Annotated in this window: 15 protein-coding genes (1 of these 15 only partly in view); 11 read left to right on the top strand and 4 right to left on the bottom strand. The window is 56.8% G+C overall.

Annotated elements, in window-relative coordinates:
• The first annotated feature begins 17 nt into the window (after positions 1-17).
• Positions 18-431, top strand: coding sequence for a type IV pilin protein (locus Mag101_RS14375; RefSeq protein ID WP_077406484.1), 414 nt, complete (start codon positions 18-20; stop codon positions 429-431).
• A gap of 52 nt (positions 432-483) precedes the next feature.
• Here Mag101_RS14375 and Mag101_RS14370 read toward each other — a convergent pair whose 3' ends face one another.
• Both Mag101_RS14370 and Mag101_RS14365 read right to left on the bottom strand, forming a co-directional pair.
• Positions 484-1,905 (bottom strand): sigma-54-dependent transcriptional regulator, encoded by a 1,422-nt coding sequence (locus Mag101_RS14370; RefSeq protein ID WP_077406481.1) that lies wholly within the window; start codon positions 1,903-1,905, stop codon positions 484-486.
• Between the two features lie 40 nt (positions 1,906-1,945).
• Complete coding sequence (locus Mag101_RS14365) at positions 1,946-3,634, bottom strand: sensor histidine kinase (protein ID WP_077406478.1); 1,689 nt, start codon at positions 3,632-3,634, stop codon at positions 1,946-1,948.
• Positions 3,635-3,733: 99 nt separating this feature from the next.
• Here Mag101_RS14365 and Mag101_RS14360 point away from each other — a divergent pair, with 99 nt between their 5' ends.
• Positions 3,734-5,362, top strand: a complete 1,629-nt coding sequence (locus tag Mag101_RS14360) for an NAD+ synthase (RefSeq protein ID WP_077406475.1) — start codon at positions 3,734-3,736, stop codon at positions 5,360-5,362.
• Positions 5,363-5,438: 76 nt separating this feature from the next.
• On the opposite strand, the gene Mag101_RS14355 is transcribed toward Mag101_RS14360, so the two are convergent.
• The gene (locus tag Mag101_RS14355) at positions 5,439-6,347 is read right to left on the bottom strand and encodes an outer membrane protein assembly factor BamD (protein WP_077406472.1); all 909 of its coding nucleotides are present in this window, start codon (positions 6,345-6,347) and stop codon (positions 5,439-5,441) included.
• A gap of 164 nt (positions 6,348-6,511) precedes the next feature.
• On the opposite strand from Mag101_RS14355, the gene rluD reads away from it, so the two are divergent.
• The 5 genes from rluD (at position 6,512) to Mag101_RS14330 (ending at position 15,499) form a co-directional block, all read left to right on the top strand.
• Positions 6,512-7,498, top strand: coding sequence for a 23S rRNA pseudouridine(1911/1915/1917) synthase RluD (gene rluD, locus Mag101_RS14350; RefSeq protein ID WP_077406469.1), 987 nt, complete (start codon positions 6,512-6,514; stop codon positions 7,496-7,498).
• Between the two features lie 58 nt (positions 7,499-7,556).
• A complete protein-coding gene (gene pgeF / locus Mag101_RS14345) occupies positions 7,557-8,318 on the top strand; it encodes a peptidoglycan editing factor PgeF (protein ID WP_077406466.1) in 762 nt (253 codons plus the stop codon).
• 143 nt (positions 8,319-8,461) lie between these two features.
• Positions 8,462-11,068, top strand: a complete 2,607-nt coding sequence (gene clpB, locus Mag101_RS14340) for an ATP-dependent chaperone ClpB (RefSeq protein ID WP_077406463.1) — start codon at positions 8,462-8,464, stop codon at positions 11,066-11,068.
• Between the two features lie 109 nt (positions 11,069-11,177).
• Entirely contained in the window at positions 11,178-12,371 is a 1,194-nt protein-coding gene (locus tag Mag101_RS14335) for an efflux RND transporter periplasmic adaptor subunit (RefSeq protein ID WP_077406460.1), read from the top strand.
• A 29-nt stretch (positions 12,372-12,400) separates the two neighbouring features.
• Positions 12,401-15,499, top strand: a complete 3,099-nt coding sequence (locus Mag101_RS14330; protein ID WP_077406457.1) for an efflux RND transporter permease subunit — start codon at positions 12,401-12,403, stop codon at positions 15,497-15,499.
• 57 nt (positions 15,500-15,556) lie between these two features.
• Here Mag101_RS14330 and Mag101_RS14325 read toward each other — a convergent pair whose 3' ends face one another.
• On the bottom strand, positions 15,557-16,039 hold the full coding sequence (locus Mag101_RS14325; protein WP_077406454.1) for a DUF4124 domain-containing protein: 483 nt from the start codon (positions 16,037-16,039) through the stop codon (positions 15,557-15,559).
• Positions 16,040-16,595: 556 nt separating this feature from the next.
• Between Mag101_RS14325 and Mag101_RS14320 the strand changes: the two genes are divergently transcribed.
• The 4 genes from Mag101_RS14320 to pssA all read left to right on the top strand — a co-directional run.
• Entirely contained in the window at positions 16,596-18,332 is a 1,737-nt protein-coding gene (locus Mag101_RS14320) for an acetolactate synthase 3 large subunit (protein ID WP_077406451.1), read from the top strand.
• 15 nt (positions 18,333-18,347) lie between these two features.
• The gene (ilvN, locus tag Mag101_RS14315; protein ID WP_077406447.1) at positions 18,348-18,839 is read left to right on the top strand and encodes an acetolactate synthase small subunit; all 492 of its coding nucleotides are present in this window, start codon (positions 18,348-18,350) and stop codon (positions 18,837-18,839) included.
• Positions 18,840-18,916: 77 nt separating this feature from the next.
• The gene (ilvC, locus tag Mag101_RS14310; RefSeq protein ID WP_077406444.1) at positions 18,917-19,942 is read left to right on the top strand and encodes a ketol-acid reductoisomerase; all 1,026 of its coding nucleotides are present in this window, start codon (positions 18,917-18,919) and stop codon (positions 19,940-19,942) included.
• Positions 19,943-20,069: 127 nt separating this feature from the next.
• On the top strand, positions 20,070-20,909 hold the 5' portion of the coding sequence (pssA, locus tag Mag101_RS14305) for a CDP-diacylglycerol--serine O-phosphatidyltransferase (RefSeq protein WP_077406441.1). 93 nt of this gene lie beyond the right edge of the window; the window shows 840 of its 933 coding nt (coding positions 1-840); it begins with the start codon at positions 20,070-20,072; its stop codon lies off the right edge, out of view.

The raw sequence follows: 20,909 nt of genomic DNA, 5'->3' as shown, positions 1-20,909 counted from the left end.
GGTTGAGAGTTAATAAGATGCAAAAACAGAAAGGTTTTACCTTAATTGAACTGATGATCGTTGTGGCTATTGTCGGTATTATTTCGGCGATCGCTTATCCGTCTTATATGGAATCCGTGCGCAAGAGTAATCGTGCCGATGCCAAGGCGACGCTGAATGATGTAGCACACCGTCTGCAGCGCTGCTTCACCACGTATAGCGCATACAACAATGCTAACTGCTCAGTGGCGAACACGCTTGATGGCGGAACTATTACCTCGGCGGAAGGAATGTACAGCGTAACAGCGGCGGTAACGGCGACTACCTACACGCTGACCGCGGCCCCAGTAGCGGGCAGCAGTCAGGCGGCTGATACCAAGTGCGGCAGCCTGACCTTAACCAGTGCGGGAATACGTAATGCCACTGGCTCCTATGGTGCCGAGTGCTGGTGATCTGATGGTTTGCTAGTTGTTAACGGACAAAAATAACCCGGCGCTTGCCGGGTTATTCGTTTTCCAGACCTAATTTTTTTAAACGGTATCGTAGTGAGCGAAAGCTGATGCCGAGTTTTGCTGCCGCTGCGGTCTTGTTCCAGCGGGTCTGACTGAGCGCCAATTCAATGGCATCGCGCTCAATGGTCTCCAGGAAGTCGTCTAGTGTTTCATGATCGGCTGCACTAAATTGCCCGGGGTAACTGGCTCCCTCACTGGTGCTGCGCTCGCCGCAGGCTGGCTCGCTGAATTCGCTACCCACTGCCTTCGCGGGTAAGGGCGGTACGGGTACCGGGTGGGTACCGCCTAAATCCAGATCCTGCGGGCGAATGGTGCTGGACTCACACAGCGTCAGTGCCCGCTCAAGGATATTTTCCAGCTCGCGTAAATTACCGGGGAAGGAATAGGACTGCAGAGAATGTATTGCTTCCTGACTGGCCCGCGGCGTACTGCCACTCTGATTTTCGTTTAGTCTGCGCAGTAGAAAACGCGACAGTAAAGGAATGTCGTCGATCCTGTCTCGCAGAGGCGGTACCACGAGTTCAATCACATTCAGTCGGAAGTACAGATCACTGCGGAAGTGACCGCTGCGTGTGTGATTGGAAAGTCGTTTTCGGGTACTGCTGATAATGCGCACGTCGAGTGGCATCGAACTTTTATATGCACCCGCGGGAAGACGCTTTTCCTCAATAACCTGAATCAGTTTTCCCTGAATTTCTGTCGGTAGCTCGGCGATTTCGTCAAAAAATACAGTGCCTTCGTTGGCGGCAGCGAGAAGCCCCTCGCTTTCATCGTCTTTATCGCCGAACAATACCTGCTCAAATTGCTCTGCAGGAATGCCTGAGCAATGGACCGTTGTAAACGATTTATCAGCCCTCGGGCCTAGCTGATGAATACTGCGTGCGGTGAGTTCTTTACCGGCACCAGCTTCGCCAACAAGGTGAACTGGTGCGTTGCTCCGCGCAACTTTCTCAATTGTATTGCGCAGCGTCTGTATGGCGGATGATTGCCCTTGCAGGAGTGCAGGAAACTCCTGCTTTTGCAGGTATCGATCTTCACCAAGGCGCAGTGCCATTTGCACCAGCGTACGCAGGCGTGCGAGGTTAACAGGCTTACTGACAAAGTCGAAGGCGCCAAGCTTGAGCGCGGCAATTGCCGTATCCATATTGCCGTGGGCGGTGATTACCGCCACGGGCAGGGAACGATCTGCGGGAAGGTTCTGTATGGTTGCTACCAGATCGAGTCCGTCGCCATCAGGCAGGCGCATATCCGTCAGGCAGAAATCGTACTGCTTTTCGTGCAGGCGCCGGCGCGCTTCAGCAACCGACATCGCAATATCCGCCCGCACATGCATGCGCTGCAGTGTCATGGAGATCAGGTCGCAAATATCTGGTTCGTCATCGACAACCAGGGCAATGGGTTGACGGTCGGTCATCTTGTTCAGCGTTATTATTGATCGACAATCAGAAACATCGTCAGAAAATCTGTTCGGTGCTGGCGAAATCTATTCGAAAGCAGCTGCGATTTTTTGGGTCTCTGCAATAGTACAGGTTAGCCTGATTAGATTCGCATAATTCCCGGGCAATATACAGCCCCAGTCCGGCTCCGGTTGCTGCAGTTGTGAAAAAAGGCTCAAAAATCTTGTCTTTGTGCTCTTCCGTTACGCCGTCGCCCAGGTCGATAAAATCTAGTTGCGCACACTCCCGGCTCGGGTTAAATCGAATAGCGATTTCTGCAGCGGAACGCCCAAGCGCTTGATGGGAGTGTCGCACCGCGTTGTTACATAAATTAGTCGCAACCTGCGCCATTTGATTCGGGTCAAAACGTGCGTGTACTGGCGAGTCGGGGCATGTGAGCGTTATTTCGTACTGGTGATTGGTTTCACGTCGATATTCCTCCAAAAATGTGGTGGTCCATTGGAGAAGGTCCTGCATACCTGTTTGTGGTGCCTTGCGGCGCGATAGCTGCATCACATTTTCGATGATCTGGTTCACCCGCTGGCTATGGCGGCCGATGATCTCGGTAAGCTGACGGTCTTCACCGCTGATTGACTCGGATTCCGCGAGTAGCTCGGCAGCGTGGTTGATTGCGCTGAGTGGATTGCGCACTTCGTGAGCGATGGAGCCGGTAAGCCTGCCGAGAGAGGCCAGTTTGAGTTGTTGTGCCTGCTGAGTCAGTTTGCGGTTGTCCTCCAGGAACACCAGCGAACTATCGGAAGTGTCGCCATTTAGTGCAGTGACAGTGGCCCGGATTTCGCTACCAGGATCACCCTGGACAATACCACTGGTTTTGCCGGGTTGATGACGTAGTTCGACCAAATGCATGAGCAGGTCGCCTTCCAGACCGCGATCTTGCAGTTGCTTCGGGCCGAGTAGCTGGCGCGCGGCGCGGTTGATTAGCTCGGGTTCCCCCGACGCGTTCAGTACCATCACACCGGTGCGCATTTGCGCCACAATTTGCTGGGTCAGGCGTTGTAGCCGTGCGGCCTGTCTACGCTGTTGCTCTGCTTTCTCATTCGCTAGCTGGATGTGGATGGAAAGGTATTGCAGTACGGTTACGCAGGTGAAAAGCAGAATGCCGAGACTGCCCGCAGATACGATATCCTGAGTATCTCCCCGGCCACTCAAGGTGTTTAGTACCTGCTGGCCTATCACCGCCATACTGGCGATTGCCGCCAGGAAGGCGCTCATGCGTCGATCCAGCAACAGTGAGCCCACGGCACAGGTTGTCAGCAACAGGTATCCAATGCCGGAGTCGAGCCCGCCACTCGCCTGAATCAATAGCAAAAAGGCGAGGATATCGCAGCCGAGGATGCTACCGATGCGCCGGGGCGATGTGCGGAATCCGCTGGGGTACAGGAACATGAGCCAGGCGATGTTCAGGATCGAATAGCTGATAGCGGTGTTGAGATAGAGCGCTGGGAACAGGGTGCCAACAGAACCGCGGCTGATGCCGGAGATGAAAAGCCCGAGCAGGACAAGGCTGATGGCAACTCGGTACCAGGCATAGATCTTCAGCAGATCGCGCTGACGCAGGCGTAACTGCCTCGGTGTTCGGCTCGAGCTGGCCCTGGTGTTTGCAAGGGTTTCTGTATTCGTAGCGGATGGTATGGAAAAACCCGAGCTACTCGCAGGTTGGTTGGCCGGCGGGGATTGGTCGCTCACTTTTTATTCTCTTGGTGTGAGTAAGTTCTTGCCCCGGCAGATATTGTGCGCTCTGGCTGCGCGGCTACAATAGCCGCCTCAACGTAATGGGGTTACAAGATGTCTACTTTGCAGCTAGTACTGGCGCAAATCAATCTAATGGTGGGGGATATCCCGGCCAATACCGACCAAGTGGTCGAGGTCGCTCGCCGGGCTCGCCGCGAGCACGGTGCCGATCTGGTTCTGTTTCCGGAGCTGACCCTGTGCGGTTACCCACCCGAAGACCTACTGCTGCGCCCCAGTATGCAAAAGCGTATTGACGACGCCCTGAATCAATTGCAGGAAGCGGCGCTCCCCTGCGCGATACTGGTGGGATACCCCCGTGTCGTCGGCGGTACCGTGCTCAACATGGCGGGGCTGATTCAGGGTGGCAAGCTGGTTGCCGAGTACGCCAAGCAGAAGCTCCCCAACTATCAGGTGTTTGATGAGCTGCGCTACTTTGCCCACGGCGAGCAGCCCTGCGTGGTGGACATCCAGGGTATCCCTACCGCGATTACCATTTGTGAAGACATCTGGCACCCGGAACCCGTGGCGCAGGCCAAGCATGCCGGTGCCAAACTGATGCTGAATATCAATGCCTCTCCCTTCCATCGCGGCAAGGCAGTGGAACGCCTCGCGCTGTTGGCACGACAGGCGCAGGCCGGTGACATGCCGATCGTCTACGTCAATTCCGTCGGTGGCCAGGACGAGCTGGTATTTGATGGAGGCTCCTTTGCCGTAGATAAAGACGGCAGCCTGCGTGGACGGGCTCCCGAATTTATCGAGAGCTTGCTGCCGGTCACGGTAGAGGCCGGTGGCGACGATGTGCGCATTGCCCAGGGCAATGACGCGGAGCCGTTGGAAGACCTCGCCTCGGTGTATCAGGCGCTGGTGTTAGGGGTGCGTGATTATGTGAATAAGAATGGCTTCAGGGGGGTGGTCCTGGGGCTGTCTGGTGGTATCGATTCCGCGTTGACGCTGGCGATCGCGGTGGACGCACTCGGTCCGGACCGGGTGGAAGCGGTAATGATGCCGTTCCGCTATACCTCCGATCTGTCGAAAAACGATGCGGCGGATCAGGCGCGACGCTTGGGTATCCACTACCGGGTGATCGGTATCGAGGGAATCTTCGATGCGGCGATGGCGGCGCTCGCCAAGGAATTTGAAGGCAGCGAGCGGGATACCACCGAGGAAAACCTGCAGGCTCGTGCCCGCGGCATGCTGTTGATGGCGATCTCCAACAAAAAGGGTTACATGGTGCTGACCACCGGTAACAAAAGCGAGATGGCCGTGGGCTATGCCACGCTCTATGGGGACATGGTGGGCGGCTATAACGCCCTGAAAGACGTGCCCAAAATCCTGGTGTATGCCCTGTCCCGCTACCGCAACTCGGTGTCCGAGGTCATTCCGGAAACCGTGATCACCCGCGAGCCGAGCGCGGAACTGGCGCCAGATCAGGTAGACTCCGACAGTCTGCCGCCCTATGAAATTCTGGATGAGATCTTGCGTCTGTACGTCGATCACGACTACAGCGCCGAGACGATTATCGGCAAAGGGTTTGATCGAGACATCGTCATGCGCGTGGTGCGCCTGGTGGATCGCAACGAATACAAGCGCCGTCAGGCGGCGGTTGGGGTGCGTATCTCCGAGCGCGGCTTCGGCCGCGACCGGCGTTACCCGATCACCAATGGCTGGCAGGCTGGCGAGTAACCAATGCGCCACTAACAGCCGCCCAATAAAAAAGCCCCCGTTACTTGCGTAGCGGGGGCTTTTTTGTGCCTGCGGATTACTGCAGTTCCGGGGGCAGTGGCGCTTGCTCGCGCTGGAACTCGGCATTGTAGAGTTCGCGGCTATCGAACCCTCTGGGGTCGGATTTCTCGAACAGGCCCAGGGTGATGCGGTGCAGGAAGCTGCGGCCGCTGGCGCCGGCGTAATACTTGTAGTTAAAGCTGCCATCGCTGCGGAATGCCGGGTGATCCGGGTAGTTATCCCGCAGTACCGCCAGGGAGGTGGACTCCAGTTGGGGCATCTCCAGGAGATGGTAGGCCTGCACCATCACCGCCAGCGCATCTGGTACAGAAGGTGTCTGCTGGAAGTTTTCTACCACAAAGCGGCCGCGGTTGGCGGAAGCTACGTAGGCGCCGCGCTTAAAGTAGTAGTTGGCCACATGGATCTCGTAGCGCGCCAGCAGGTTACGCAGGTGGATCATGCGCTTCTGTGCATCCGGGGCATAGCGGCTCTCCGGGTAGCGCGCCATCAGCTGGGCGAAATACGCGAAAGACTCCCGCGCCGATCCCGGGTCACGGCGGGTCATATCTGTTGGCAGGAAACGCTCGAACAGACCACTGCCCTCGGTAAAGGAGGCCAGGCCTTTCATGTAGTAGGCGTAATCCACATTGCGATGCTGTGGGTGCAGGCGAATAAAACGGTCCGCCGCAGAAATAGCCGCATCGTTCTGGTAGTCGCGGTAGTAGGCGTAGATCAGCTCCAGCTGTGCCTGTTCGGCGTAGTTACCGAACGGGAAGTTATCTTCCAGCGCTCGCAGATTCTTGATGGCCATTTCCCACTGGCTGGAGCGGAGCTGCCGCTGGGCAGCCTCATAGAACGCCTGCTCGGTGCGGTTTCCGCTGGGCAGGCCCTCTTCTTCTTCGTCCGTACTGGCGCACGAAGCCACCAATACAGCCAGAATTGCCATAAATAGGGTTTTCCAGGCCTGATTATTCCAAGACCACATGGCCCCTCGCTCTATCATTATTCGTCTCAACCTTATTAAACTAGCCGCCCAAAAATTCACTGGGGACTGAAGGGCAGCTATTTAACCACAGCGCCTCGCCAGCCCAAAGTATTAGACCCTCTCGGATGAGCAATCAAATACATCTTGAAATTGAAGTGCCCGCGGAATGTGCCGGGCAGAGGTTTGACCAGGCTGCGGCGGATTTGATCCCTGATTATTCACGCGCGCGTCTACAAACTTGGATAAAAGGCGGCCAGCTTACTGTTGACGGGCGTTCCGGCAAGCCGAAAGACAAGCTTTTCGGTGGAGAGCGGCTGGTTTTACGCGCGGAATTGGAGCCGCAAGGGGAGTGGCTGCCGCAAAAAATGGATCTGGACATCGTTTACGAGGATGGCGCCATCCTGGTCATCAACAAGCCCGCAGGCCTGGTGGTCCACCCGGCGGCGGGCAATCCGGACAATACGCTGCTAAATGGCCTGCTGGCACACAATGCGGGGCAGCAGAACATTCCTCGCGCCGGTATCGTGCACCGCCTGGATAAGGACACCAGCGGCTTGATGGTGGTGGCCAAAACCCTGCAGGCGCAGACGGATCTGGTGGACCAGCTCAAGGAGCGCAGTGTGAGCCGCTTGTATGACGCCGTTGTGCAGGGGACCTTGAGCGGCGGCGGTACCGTAGACGCACCTATGGGCCGCCATCGCACGCATCGACTGAAAATGGCCGTACTACCCAACGCAGGAATGGGCGGCGCCAAGGAAGCGATTACTCACTATCGCCTACAGGAGCGCTTTCGTAGCCATATGCTGGTGCGCTGTCAGCTGGAAACCGGGCGCACCCATCAGATCCGGGTACACATGGCGCATATCCGCCATCCATTAGTGGGCGATCCGCTGTATGGCGGGCGCGGAAAATTGCCACAGGGCGCCACTAGAGAACTGGTGGAAACCTTACAGCAGTTCTCCCGCCAGGCACTGCATGCCGCGGAGTTGGCACTGATTCACCCAGAATCCGGTGAGCCAATGCACTGGCAGGCGCCGATGCCGGAGGATATGCTGCAGCTGCTCACACTGCTGCGTGCCGATCGCAAGGATTCTGGTCCGGGCTCGGTTTGATTACCCGGCGCTTTTTACAGCTTTTCGCAAAACGACTTATTGCTACACAGGATCATCCATGTCTGCGGATCACTACCTCAAACCCGACTGGCCGGCACCGGCAAATGTGCGCGCTGTTGTCACTTTGCGCGAGGGCGGTCACAGCGAGGGATGCTATGCCGCTTTCAACCAGGCTGATCACGTGGGCGATGCAGCGGAGGCCGTAGCCGCAAACCGACGACAGCTGCAGCAGGAATTGAACCTGCCTAACGCACCCCAGTGGCTGGAACAGATTCACAGCGATAAGGCGGTGGTTGCCGGCACCGATGGCAAGGTGCTTACTGCCGACGCCAGTATTGCCGGCGAACCCGGCACCGTGTGTGCGGTACTTACCGCGGACTGCCTGCCGCTGCTGGTGACCAACCGCGAGGGTAGCGAGGTCGCCGCTATTCACGCGGGATGGCGAGGACTCACCGGCGGTGTGATTCGGGAAACCCTGTCTGTAATGCAAAGTGACCCGCAGGATTTGCTGGTATGGCTGGGGCCCGCTATTGGCCCGCAGGCCTTCGAGTGTGGTGTGGACGTGTTGGAGGCGGCGTTCGAGTCGTCCATGAGCGAAGCCCATGCCGAAGCGATTGCCCAATGTTTTGTGCCGCACGCGCAAAAACCGTTGCATTTCCTTGCGGATATTTACGCTCTCGGTCGCGCGGAGCTGGCCGACCTCGGTGTCACCCAATTTTTTGGAGGAGATCGCTGCACCGTCACCGAGGAATCCGCCTTCTTTTCCTACCGCAGGGACCGTGATACCGGTCGCATGGCGTCCCTTATCTGGTTTGAGTAAAGCGTGTCTTCGACTCTGCGAACTTGAAAATTCGCAGTAAGCCCGCAAATTACTGATCAGCACTAGACTGTATTCGTCATTGTGTTTCCGCGCGTCGCACTTTTCTTTTTCGACGCGCCAATGATCAGGAGAGGGGAGTACGCATGCGCATCGACCGGATGACCAACCCGCTGCAGGCGGCGATTGCCGACGCTCAATCTATTGCCGTCGGCCGCGACCATAATCAAATTTATCCCGAACACCTTTTGCAGGCGCTACTGGATCAGTCCAGCGGCAGTGTCTCCGCATTTTTGAATCAGGCCGGATTTAATATCAACGGCCTGCGCAACGACCTTGCCAAACGCCTCGACAACTTGCCCACCGTCGCCACCCCGACCGGCGATGTGGGAATGTCGCAAGAGTTAATGCGCCTGTTTAATCTCGCAGATAAGCAAGCCCAGAAAAATGGCGACAGTTTTATCGCCAGTGAAACCGTACTACTGGCGGCATTCGATCCCGCAGCCGGTGAAGTTTCCAAGATTCTTAACGCCAATGGTGACCTGAAACACCTGCAAGACGCGATTCGCAAAGTGCGCGGCGATGAGAAGGTAGACGACCCGCAAGCGGAAGAGGCTCGTCAGGCCCTGGACAAGTTCACCATGGATATGACCGCGCGCGCCGAGGCGGGCAAGCTCGACCCGGTGATCGGTCGCGACGACGAAATTCGCCGCACTATTCAGGTATTGCAGCGCCGCACCAAAAACAATCCGGTACTGATCGGCGAGCCCGGCGTGGGCAAGACCGCCATTGTTGAAGGTCTCGCCCAGCGTATCGTTAACGGTGAAGTTCCGGAAGGGCTGAAAGACAAGCGCCTGCTGTCGCTGGACCTCGGCGCCTTGCTCGCCGGGGCAAAATTCCGCGGTGAATTTGAGGAGCGCTTAAAAGCCGTGCTCAACGAACTATCCAAGCAGGAAGGGCGCATCATTCTGTTTATCGATGAACTGCACACCATGGTGGGCGCCGGTAAAGCGGAAGGTGCCATGGACGCGGGCAATATGCTCAAGCCTGCCCTCGCTCGTGGTGAGTTGCACTGTGTCGGCGCGACGACGCTCGACGAGTATCGCCAGTACATTGAAAAGGATGCGGCGCTGGAGCGGCGCTTCCAAAAGGTTCTCGTGGATGAGCCCTCGGAAGAAGACACCATCGCGATTTTGCGTGGTCTGAAAGAGCGCTACGAAGTGCATCACGGTGTGGATATCACCGACTCCGCAATTATCGCCGCGACCAAACTGTCCCAACGCTATATCACCGATCGCCAGCTACCGGACAAGGCCATCGACTTGATCGATGAAGCTGCCAGTCGCATTCGCATGGAAATCGATTCCAAGCCGGAAGAGATGGATAAGCTCGAACGCCGCTTGATCCAGCTCAAAATCGAACGCGAAGCGGTCAAGAAAGACAAAGACGACGAGGCCGCCAAGAAGCGTCTGGAAAAACTCGAAGAAGATATCCACCAGATCGAAAAACAATACGCTGACCTGGAAGAAATCTGGAAGGCTGAAAAGGCCAAGCTCGCCGGCAGCGCCGACGTTAAAAACAAGCTGGAGCAGGCCAAGCTGGATATGGATGCCGCCCGCCGCGCCGGTGACCTCACGCGCATGTCCGAAATCCAGTACGGAGTAATCCCGCAGCTGGAAGAGCAACTGAAGCTCGCCTCGGATAGCAGCGACACCAGTGAAAATCAGTTGCTGCGTAATCGAGTAACCGACGAGGAAGTCGCCGAGGTAGTATCCCGTTGGACCGGCATTCCGGTGTCGAAAATGCTCGAAGGTGAGCGCGAGAAACTTCTCCGCATGGAGGATGTGCTGCACGACCGGGTGATTGGCCAGGACGAAGCCGTTGAAGCGGTTTCCAATGCCGTGCGCCGCTCTCGTGCCGGCCTCGCAGATCCCAATCGTCCCAACGGCTCATTTCTGTTCCTTGGCCCCACCGGCGTGGGTAAAACGGAGCTGTGTAAAGCTTTGGCGCAATTCCTGTTCGATACCGAAGACGCCATGGTGCGGGTGGATATGTCGGAGTTTATGGAGAAACACTCGGTTGCCCGTCTGATCGGCGCACCTCCCGGCTATGTGGGTTACGAGGAGGGTGGTTATCTTACTGAAGCAGTGCGTCGTAAACCTTACTCGGTACTGCTACTGGATGAGGTAGAGAAGGCGCATCCGGATGTGTTCAACATCTTGCTGCAGGTTCTCGAAGACGGCCGTCTGACCGATGGCCAGGGGCGCACCGTGGACTTCCGCAACACGGTTGTGGTGATGACCTCCAACCTCGGGTCGGACCTGATTCAGAAATATGCCAGCGGCCGCGACGACGATGAAATCGACTCGGAAATCCAGTATCGGCAGATGAAGGCTGCAGTGATGGAGGTGGTGGGTGAGCACTTCCGTCCGGAGTTTATCAACCGTATCGACGAGGTCGTGGTATTCCATCCGCTGGGACGCGAAGAGGTGCGCGCGATTGCCGAGATTCAGTTGCAGAATCTGCGCAAGCGCCTGCTGGATCGGGATTTGAAACTGGAGATCTCCGACGAACTGCTGGGCAAGCTGGCCGACGTGGGCTTCGACCCCGTATACGGCGCCCGTCCACTCAAGCGCGCCATCCAGATGTGGATCGAAAATCCACTGGCTCAGGATGTGCTGTCCGGCAAATTCGTGCCGGGTGACACCATTCACGCGACCCTTGAGGGAGACAAGGCGGTTTTCAACAAATGATATTCAGGTGACGTTTACTTGATACCGGGATAGTCCCATGGATGGGCACCGGTGATAGGCCGCTGGTAATAGGTAGGTGGTATTAGATCGGTGGTAATGGAAGGGATGTATGACACTGGCAAGGCAGCTATTTAACTGGCGCATGTTTTGGATGCTGCTGGCCTGCCTTGTAGTGTTTGGCGGTATCTTCGGTTTTAAGTTTTTTGGCCTGCACATGATGAACCGGGCCATGGACAACATGTCGCTGCCCCCTGCTACCGTGACCGCGACTCGCGTACAGCAGCAGCGCTGGCAGGCCCGCCTGAATGCGGTCGGTAGTTTACGTGCCGTCAATGGCGTCGACGTCACCACTCAGGCCCAGGGCAAAGTAAAAGCGATCTATTTTGAATCTGGCCAGCCCGTCGACAAGGGCGCCTTGCTGGTTGAGCTGATCGCGGAACCGGAAACCGCGCAGATCGAAGTGCTGGAAGCGGAACGCCGTCTGGCGGAACGGGAATTCAGGCGGATATCTGAGCTTTACAAGAAAGGTGTCGCCACCCTGCGCGAACTGGACGAAGCCCAGTCGAATATCGACCAGGTCCTCGCAAGCCTGCTGGTACAGCGGGCCACCATTGAAGAACGCTCGATTACTGCCCCTTTTTCCGGGCGCCTGGGCATTCGCCGGGTTGATCTGGGGCAAAACGTGGCCCCGGGTGATGCCGTCGTCTCTCTGCAGCAGTTGCACCCCATCTTTGTGGATTTCTCCCTTTCCGAGCAGGACTTTTCGCGCGTTGAGGAAGGGCAGGGTATAGAGCTCAGTGCTCCGGCGGTTCCCTCGCAGACGTTTGAAGGGCGTATCACCGCTATCGACCCTGCCATCGACCCGCGCAATCGCACTTTTTTACTACAGGCTACGCTGGAAAATCCCGAGGGGCGCTTGCGCCCAGGCATGTTTGCCGACGTTGCGGTAAAGGTGGAGAAGTTTCGCACTGTGCTCGTAGTGCCGCGCACCGCGATCAGCTATGCGCCCTACGGAAATTCGGTATTTATTATTCGCAAGCAGCAGGGTAAGCCCGAGCCAAAGGCACCACAAAAGCCAATACTCGGGCGGGCACCGCCACCGCAAACGGATCTGGTGGCAATAAAGCGGTTTGTCAAAACCGGTGAGGTGCGCGGTGACATGATCGAAATCACCGAGGGCGTCCAGGCCGGCGAGCAAGTGGCAACCAGTGGCCTGCTGAAACTGCGTAACGAGGGTGGGGTGATTATCAACAACGACAACCCACCGCCGGAGCAGTTGGCTCCAAAGCCGGGTAATAGTTAACGCGCAAACGCCGCTGGCAGGGACGCCGAGTGCAGTTTACCGACATCTTCATTCGTAAACCGGTTTTGGCCTGTGTAGTCAGCCTGTTTATTTTTCTGCTCGGTTTGCGCTCCACTGCCGAACTCAATGTGCGTCAGTACCCCGAGCTGGAAAATGCGGTCATCACCATCAGTACCGTCTACGTCGGTGCCGACGCGGATCTGGTACAGGGGTTTATTACAACACCTCTTGAACAGGAGATTTCCACCGCTGATGGGCTTGATTACATTGTTTCCACCAGCATTCAGGGTATTTCGGTCATTCAGGCCTATGTGCGGCTGGATTACGACCCCAATCAGGTCCTTACCCAGGTGGTGGCCAAGGTCAACAAATTGCGCAATGAATTGCCGCTGGAGTCGGAAGACTCCACGGTAGATCTGGCGGTGGGTGAAACCATTGCTGCCATGTACCTGTCGTTCTCCTCTGAAATCCTCGATAACAATCAGATTACTGACTACATCACGCGCGCGGTGCAGCCCAAGCTTTCCACCATTGCCGGTGTGCAGCGGGCGCAGCTGCTGGGCAATCGCACTTTTGCCATGCGGGTCTGGCTGCGGCCAGCGGAGATGGCTGCACAGGGTGTTACCCCGGGAGATGTCAGCAGTGCGCTGCGCCAGAACAATATTTTGGCCTCCATTGGCAGTACCAAAGGCACGCGTGTGGCAATGGATATCCGCGCGGATACGGATATTGCGACGGAGCAGGCATTTCGCCAGTTGGTGGTGCGTGCCGACGGCGATCAGCTGGTGCGCCTTGAGGATGTCGCCGATGTAGAGCTTGGGTCGGAATCCTATGAAACCTCGGTGACCTTCAATGGGCGCTCTGCCACCTTTGTCGCGGTTGAGGTGGCGCCAGATGCGAATGCGCTGGATGTGATTGCCGATGTGCGCGACGAACTTTATAACGAAATCTTCCCGCAGCTGCCCGAGGGTATGTTGGGGGAGATTCCCTACGACAGCACCGAGTACATTCAGGATTCAATCAACGAGGTGGTAAAAACCATCGCCGAGGCGGTGTTGATTGTGATCGTGGTGATCTACCTGTTTCTGGGGTCGATTCGCAGTGTAATCATTCCGGCAATCGCGGTGCCGCTGTCGATGGTCGGTGCGCTGTTCCTGATGCTGCTGATGGGGTTCACCATTAATTTGTTGACACTCCTCGCCATGGTGCTCGCCATCGGTATCGTGGTGGATGATGCAATCATCGTACTGGAGAACGTGCATCGGCATATCGAAGAGGGAATGACGCCGATGGACGCGGCGATCAAGGGGGCGCGCGAGCTGGCCTGGCCCATCGTGGCCATGACCACAACCTTGATCGCGGTATACCTGCCCATCGGTTTTCTCGGCGGTCTTACCGGCACCCTGTTTGTGGAGTTTGCGTTTACCCTCGCCGCAGCAGTACTCCTGTCGGGTGTTGTGGCGTTAACCTTGTCACCGATGATGGCGGCGAAGGTACTGCGCCCGGAAGATGGTAAGCGGGGCAACCGCTTTGAGGCCTGGATTGAACGGCGCCTCGGTGCGCTGGAGTCTGGGTACCGCCGTCGCTTGCACCGCGCGTTGGACGCGCGGCTGGTCATTCTGGTATTTGGTGGTGTGGTTCTGTGCAGCTGCTACTTCCTGTTTATTACTTCCCCCAGCGAACTTGAACCGAAAGAGGATCGTGGCTTTATCCTCGGCATTGCCAGCGGCGACTCCTTCGCTACCCTGGACTATATGGAGCAGTTCACCGAGGAAATTAACGGCGTGCGCGATCGGCATCCGGAAGTGGAGAACCTGTTTCTGCTAAATGGTGTGGGCGGCGCGGGAAATAGCCCCAATAGTGCGATTGCTGGTTTCGTGCTGTCTTCGTGGAACAAGCGCGACAAGGATACCCAGGAAATGCGCGAGGTTATCCGCGGTGAGGTTTCACAGATTGCCGGCTTGAAGATCGCCACCTTTGTACCGCCGAGCCTGCCGACGGCCGGTGGGCGGTTACCGGTGGAGTTTGTGGTGGGTACCACCGAGCCGATATCGACGTTGGCCGGTTTTGCCGATGACATTATGCAGCGCGCGCGCGCCAGCCGCCGCTTCATCTTCCTCGACGCAGATTTGAAGATCGACAAGCCGCGCATAGAAGTGGTCATCGATCGCGACAAGGCGGCCTCCATCGGTGTAACCATGGCGGATATCGCGCGCGAACTTGGCGCCATGATGTCCGGTGCCTACACCAACCGCTTTGCCCTGGAAAACCGCAGCTACAAAGTGATCCCGCAGGTAGTGCGTGTCGAGCGCCTCTCCGCCGATCAGCTCAAGCAATACTATATTCGCGCCGGTGACGGCACTCTGGTCCCCTTGTCGACACTGGTGCGTCTGGAAGAAACCGTCGAGCCCCAACAACTGAAGCGTTTCCAGCAGCTAAATGCGGTGACCATATCCGGCGTGCCCCGGCCGGGCGTACCACTGGGTGAGGCCCTGGGGGTGCTTGAGAGTGCAGCGCAGGAAGTGTTGCCGCGGGAGTATTCCGTGGACTACTCCGGCCAGTCGCGCCAGTACAAAAAAGAAGGGTCTGATCTGGTAGTGACATTCTTCTTTGCCATGATCGTGATTTACCTGGTGCTCGCCGCACAGTTTGAATCCTGGCGCGACCCATTAATCATGTTGGTGACGGTTCCCATGAGTGTGTGCGGGGCGATGATTTTCGTGAGTCTCGGCCTGACCACTCTGAATATCTATACCCAGGTGGGGCTGGTTACCCTGATCGGAGTAATCTCTAAGCACGGTATCTTGATCGTCGAGTTTGCCAATCAACTGCAGCTACAGGGAAGAAGTAAACGGCAGGCCATTGAGGAGGCGTCGAGCATCCGGCTGCGCCCGATCCTGATGACCACCGCCTCCCTGGTGCTGGCGATGGTGCCGCTGTTACTCGCCGCCGGTCCCGGTGGTGGGGCGCGTTTCGCCATGGGGCTGGTGGTCGCATCCGGCATGACCATCGGCACTCTGTTTACCTTGTTTGTAGTGCCGGCAATGTATCTGTTGCTGGGGACGGATTTTGCGCGCGAGCGCCAGAGGGGCGATTCGGGGAATGATGGTGAACTGTCGGAAAGCTAGGACCCCGCGCGTTGAGTGAGCGGGGCCTCGGGGGGGAGGGGTGTCTGGTGTCAGTAATCAGCAGTTGTTGAGCAGAATTTCACGGGTCTGCTGGATGCGCTGCTGGCGCTCGTCTTCCCCAAGTACGCGGTAATTACCACTGGCATCCACTTCACGTACACGAGATCGAGCCTCAAGCTCTTGCAGGCGTCGCTGAGCACTCTGGCAGCGCTGGGCGCGAGCGGCCATTTCGGCCTGATCGAGTTGTTCCTGCTGCTCTTGATCAGCTTGAGCAGTTTGCGCGGGCGCGGTTGCCGGGGTTTCTTCGGGCTTTGCTTCGGTGGCAAGCTGGCGGTTGGCCTGCAGGGTCTGCTGTTCATTTTGCCATTGACGGAAGCGTTCGGACTTGGGCGCTTTGACGACTTCGACCTGGCCCTTCTGCGGTGGCTGCGAGCCAAAGTGCACCACCCCATTTTCGTCTACCCATTTATAGATGCCATCTGCATGGGCGGCCGCCATCAGGCCCAGAGATAGAGAAAGGGATACAAGCAGAGTGCGCATGGGAAGTCGCCTTGTGAGAATTGCTGTTGTTGCTATCAGTGTTGTTATGCGGCCATTGTACCGGGCGAAGGCGGGTATCTCGCAACCCAGTTAACACTTTGCCGGCGGTAGTCAGTCCGAGCAGACCCAATCCGGGGCAAATTGGCCGGTGATTGCCCTCTATTTGCCTCTATTTGGCCCCTGAGGCCCCGGGTTGGTTGACACTGGCGGTTCAAACTGGACAATTTGCGCCTCGCTCGGCGAAGTAGATGCCCCCGCAACACCCTGCGGCCTGTACTCTCTCCCCAGCGGGTTAAGCACCCGCTACCTCCTGCCGAGGAGGTCCTCCCCATCTGGAGGCCTTGGAACGCGCACTCCGGTTCGATGACCGGTCGGGTTCCGCGCAAAAATAGCACTGCCGTGAAGCTATCCTAAAAAACGGGCTATTTGTGCGTTTAAGGCTGATATTTATCACGCTTTTCCTTTAGAATCGCCGTCTGGCTTTCGCACGCCTGGCGTTTCTTTCGCTTGTGGATGATGCGGATCCTAAAATTTAGGTATTTTTGAGGGGGCTCACGTGGAATTACTCTCCGGCGGCGATATGTTGGTTCGCGCGCTGCAGGATGAAGGGGTAGACCTGATTTTTGGTTACCCCGGCGGTTCAGCGCTGCATATATACGATGCAATCTTCCGGCAGAAGAGCATCAAACACGTGCTAGTGCGTCATGAGCAGGGTGCCACGCACGCTGCAGACGGCTACGCCCGTGCTACCGGTAACACCGGTGTCGTGCTAGTGACGTCTGGTCCCGGTGCTACCAATGCCATTACCGGTATTGCCACTGCCTATATGGATTCTATTCCTATGGTGGTGATTTCTGGTCAGGTGCCTTCCGACAAGATTGGTGAAGACGCCTTCCAGGAAACCGATATGGTGGGGTGCTCCCGCCCGATCGTGAAGCACAGCTTCCTGGTGAAGAAAGCCGAAGATATTCCCGAGGTGGTCAAGAAGGCGTTTTATATTGCTGCGACCGGCCGTCCGGGCCCCGTGGTCATCGATATTCCGAAGGATGTTACCAACCCGGTAGACCGCTACCCTTACCAGTACCCGGAAAAGCTGCGCATGCGTTCCTATACCCCAGCGGGTAAAGGCCACGCCGGCCAGATTCGTAAAGCCGTAGCGCTATTGCTGTCTGCCAAGCGCCCGGTAATTTACGCCGGTGGCGGCGTGATTCAGGGCGATGGCTCTGAGCTGCTGACCGAACTGGCGCAGCGCCTGAACTTCCCGGTAACCAATACCCTGATGGGCCTTGGTGCTTACCCCGGTACCGACAAGCGCTTCCTGGGTATGCTGGGTATGCACGGCACCTTTGAGGCGAACACTGCGATGCACCATGCCGATGTGATTTTGGCAGTGGGTGCACGCTTTGATGATCGGGTAACCAACACCCCGAACAAGTTCTGCCCTGGGGCTAAGGTAATCCACATCGATGTGGATCCCGCGTCTATTTCCAAGACCATCACCGCAGACGTGCCAATCGTTGGCACAGTACAGTCGGTGCTGGGTGAAATGCTGGAAATGCTGAAGTCCTCGAAAGAGATGCCCGATCAGTCTGCAATTGTTGACTGGTGGCGTCAGATCGACGACTGGCGTGAGCGTCACGGCCTTTACACCGCGCCGCGCTACCGCACCGATGGCGACATGATCATGCCGCAAGAGGTGATCAGTGCGGTGCACAAGATCACCGGTGGCGATGCATTCGTGACGTCTGATGTGGGTCAACACCAGATGTTCGCAGCGCAGTACTATTTGTTTGATAAGCCGCGCCGTTGGATCAATTCCGGTGGCCTCGGCACTATGGGCTTCGGCCTGCCGGCGGCACTGGGGGTGAAAATGGCACACCCGGATTCAGAAGTCGTCTGTGTGACCGGTGAAGGTAGCATCCAGATGTGTATCCAGGAGCTGTCTACGGCGACCCAGTACAACTTGCCGGTAAAAATTCTGTGCCTGAATAACCAGGCCCTGGGCATGGTGAAGCAGTGGCAGGAAATGCAGTACGAGGGGCGTCTTTCCAACAGTGTGTATGAAGAGTCCCTGCCGGACTTTATCGCACTGGCGGAAGCCTACGGGCACCTTGGAATGAAGATCGAACATCGCGACGAGCTGCACGGCAAGCTGGCCGAAGCCTTCGCGATCAAAGATCGCACTGTGTTTATCGATGTTTATGTCGATCCGACTGAGCATGTATACCCAATGCAGGTGATGCCGAGTGGCTCCATGCGGGATATGTGGCTTAGCAAGACGGAACGGACGTAAAGGGAGATAAACAGGATGCGCAGAATCATTTCAGTTCTGATGGAGAACGAGCCCGGGGCATTGTCGCGGGTAGTTGGCCTGTTTTCCCAACGTGGCTACAACATTGAAAGTCTCACGGTGGCGCCAACCGAAGATGCGACGTTGTCGCGTCTGACGCTGACGACCGTCGGGGATGATCATAAGATCGAACAGATCACCAAGAATCTGAACAAGCTGATCGATGTCGTGAAGCTGGTGGACCTCACCGAGGGTTCGCACATTGAGCGCGAACTACTACTGGTGAAGGTGCGCGCGACCGGTGCACAGCGCGATGAAGTTAAGCGCAGTGTGGATATTTTCCGCGGTCAGATTGTCGACGTCACCAGCAACATGTATACGGTGCAGGTGTCTGGCACCAGTGAAAAGCTCGACGCTTTCTTACAGGCCCTGGGTGAGCACACCATTATGGAAACAGTGCGTTCCGGGGTGAGCGGTATTGCCCGCGGTGAGAAAATTCTCAGTATTTGAGCGTCAAACAACCAAACAGGAATTTCTGGATTTGGGTCCAGAGTGAAATTCAAAGCACATTAAGCAGGAAGTAAGTTATGCACGTTTATTACGATAAAGATTGTGACCTCTCTTTGATCAAGTCCAAGACGGTAGCCATCATCGGCTACGGCTCCCAGGGTCACGCCCACGCCAACAACCTGAAAGATTCTGGTGTTAGCAATGTTGTTGTTGGTCTGCGCAAAGGCTCCGCTTCCTGGGCCAAAGCAGAAAAAGCCGGCCTGCGCGTAGCCGAAGTAGCTGACGCAGTAAAAGATGCCGACGTGGTAATGATTCTGACTCCGGACGAGTACCAGGCTGCGGTATACCGCGAGCAGGTAGCGCCGAACCTGAAGGCCGGTGCTGCTCTGGCTTTCGCACACGGCTTCAACGTGCACTTCGAGCTGATCGAGCCGCCGAAGGACGTTGACGTAATCATGATCGCACCGAAAGGCCCGGGCCACACCGTGCGTTCTACTTACCTGGAAGGTGGTGGTGTGCCGACTCTGATTGCGGTTTACCAAAACGCTTCCGGTGGCGCGAAAGAGCTGGCACTGTCTTACGCTTCTGCAAATGGCGGTGGTCGTTCCGGTATCATCGAGACCAACTTCCGCGAAGAAACCGAAACCGACCTGTTCGGTGAGCAGGCGGTACTGTGTGGTGGTGTTTCCGCGCTGGTGCAGGCTGGTTTCGAAACCTTGACCGAAGCGGGTTACGCGCCGGAGATGGCGTACTTCGAGTGTCTGCACGAGCTGAAGCTGATTGTTGACCTGATGTATCAGGGCGGCATCGCGGATATGCGCTACTCTATCTCCAACACCGCAGAGTACGGCGACTACGTAACCGGTCCTCGCATCGTAACCGAAGAGACCAAGGCTGAGATGAAGCGCGTGCTGAGCGACATCCAGACCGGAAAATTTGCCAAAGACTTCATGCTGGAATCTCTCGCTGGCCAGCCTCGCCTGAAAGCGGAGCGCCGTATCGGTGGCGAGCACCAGATCGAAGAGGTTGGTGCCAAGCTGCGTGCGATGATGCCTTGGATCAAGGCAAACAAGATCATCGACAAGACCGAAGGCAACAGCTAATTCCGTTGAATTAGCAGCGTTCGATCACAAAGCGGTGGGGCTTGATGGCCTCACCGCTTTTTTTTTGCCGCTGCGCCACTGTACACTGCGAGGGTAATTAGTCAGTCGTGCTTTTAAGGAAGCCTGTATGAGCGATAACAAGGACGCCCGGCCGCAGGGCCCGGGATCCGATGAAGAAATCCGCTTGCCTGTGGATGAGCATGTGGAAGAAGAGGTTTGGGAGAATGGCAAAAAGGTCCGCGCAAAAGGCGTGTATTTGCTGCCAAACCTGATTACCACCGGCGCGTTGTTTAGTGGCTTCTATGCCATTGTTGCAGGCATGGGCGGCAAGTTCGAAGCGGCAGCGATCGCTATTTTTGCGGCGATGATCCTCGATGGTCTCGATGGGCGGGTTGCACGCCTTACTGACACCCAGAGTGCTTTTGGGGTGCAGTACGACTCCCTGTCAGACATGGTCTCCTTTGGTCTTGCACCGGCGCTGGTGGTCTTTAGCTGGGGCCTGGCGCCCTTGGGTAAGCTTGGCTGGGCCGCAGCATTCCTGTATGCGGCTTGCGCTGCATTGCGGCTTGCTCGCTTCAATACACAGGTTGATACCGTCGATAAAGGTGTGTTTATTGGTCTCGCCAGTCCGACCGCAGCAGCCATCGTTGCCAGTATGGTGTGGGCGGGGCACGAGACAGATGTAGGGACGGGTTTGGCCATTGTTGCTGCGCTGGTGACTGCCGCCGCTGGCTTATTGATGGTTTCGAATTTTCACTACACCAGCTTCAAAAAGCTCGATTTCAAGGGGCGTGTGCCCTTTGTGATGATGCTGGCAATCATCCTGGTGTTCAGCCTGGTCACCATTGACCCACCGCGTGTGCTGTTGGTGATTGCAATTATCTATACCTTCTCTGGTCCCGCCATGTGGGGTTGGAACTTTGTTGCCGAGCGCCGCAGCGCGAATGCCGCAGCTGCGGAAATACAC

The sequence above is a fragment of the Microbulbifer agarilyticus genome (assembly GCF_001999945.1).
GTDB lineage: Bacteria > Pseudomonadota > Gammaproteobacteria > Pseudomonadales > Cellvibrionaceae > Microbulbifer > Microbulbifer agarilyticus_A.
This window is presented reverse-complemented; position numbering and strand designations above follow the sequence as displayed.